The sequence below is a fragment of the Okeania sp. SIO2B9 genome (genome assembly GCF_010672505.1).
GTDB classification, from domain to species: domain Bacteria; phylum Cyanobacteriota; class Cyanobacteriia; order Cyanobacteriales; family Microcoleaceae; genus Okeania; species Okeania hirsuta.
This window is the reverse complement of the sequence record NZ_JAAHGK010001647.1, coordinates 1-1,365: the sequence shown is the minus strand read 5'-3', so window position 1 is coordinate 1,365 and position 1,365 is coordinate 1. Positions and strand designations below refer to the sequence as shown.

Here is a 1,365-nt window from a genome sequence, read left to right as displayed (position 1 = left end):
CTCCTACTGAAGTCCTGATTCAGTTTATGATAAAAAATAAAATATTAAATATATAGGCTGAATTTTTATGGAATCTGCTGTCAATATTCCCACTGAAGTAAAGACACCAGAAAAATTGCCAGTGATAGAAACTAATAATTTAGGTAAATTTTACCGCACTGGTTTTTGGATGAATCAAAAAATAGAATCTCTTAAAAACTGTACTTTGACAGTTTATCAAGGAGAAACTTTTGGACTTTTGGGACAAAATGGTGCAGGAAAAACTACCCTACTTAAAACTTTATTAGGAATTGTATGCCCTACATCTGGATCGGGAGTTTTATTAGGGCAGCCAATAGGCGATCGAGTAATTAAAGAAAAAATTGGTTACTTGCCAGAAAATCCCTACTTTTATGAATATTTAACTGGATGGGAATTTCTAGAATTTGTAGCAGGATTATTTCAAATACCAACATCAATACAAAGACAAAGAATTCCAGAATTACTTGACCTAGTGGGATTGTCTAAATCAACAGCTATTAGAAAGCAACTACGTCAATATTCTAAAGGAATGTTGCAAAGAGTTGGTATGGCGCAAACTTTGATTAATGACCCTGAGTTAGTATTTTTAGATGAACCTATGTCAGGTTTAGATCCAATGGGACGTTATCAAATCAGAGAAATTATTATCTCGCTCAAAAAACAAGGGAAGACTATTTTTTTTAATAGTCATGTTTTGTCTGATGTGGAGAAAATATGTGATCGCATTGCTATTCTTGCACAAGGAGAATTAATTTGTATTGGTACTTTAGATGAAGTATTAGGAACTAATGAAAGTTATTATGTTAAGGGTAAAAGTGGTAATCTTAAGATTCTTAAACAATGGATACCAGATTTAGAATTTGAGCATAATTTTTGGCAAGGTCATTTGCGGGGAGACCCTAAAGAATTTTTAGTTAGTTTGGGATTAATGAAAGCTACACTGATGAAAATGAATATAGAAAGGCTTAGTCTAGAAGAGTATTTTATGCAGCAATTACGAGAAAAGGGAATTTTTTCTAGTAGAGAATAGGGTAATATGATGTGTCCCTCCGAGGGAGCTACGCTATAGGTTAAATACTTATAAATAACTTAGTGAGGAATGAGGAGCCGCCGGATCGGTGACGTACAGGAGTCAGGAATTAGAAGAGTAGAAAGGAGATCAAGTAAACATGATTCAAATATTTATTCGGTACTGTCAATTCTTAAATGTTATTTATAGCTGATTATCTGATAGCCTAGCTCCCCCGGAGAGGCACATCATATTAAGTATGCAGCCCTATTTTTAATATTATTGTTAATGCTTTGTATTGTTGGTAATAATTATGTTTTTCATAACCAATTGAA

At 33.3% G+C, this 1,365-nt stretch carries 1 protein-coding gene; it reads left to right on the top strand.

Features of this window, described 5'->3' with window-relative positions:
* The first annotated feature begins 67 nt into the window (after positions 1-67).
* The gene (locus tag F6K13_RS33390; RefSeq protein ID WP_124143733.1) at positions 68-1,051 is read left to right on the top strand and encodes an ABC transporter ATP-binding protein; all 984 of its coding nucleotides are present in this window, start codon (positions 68-70) and stop codon (positions 1,049-1,051) included.
* Positions 1,052-1,365 lie beyond the last annotated feature (314 nt).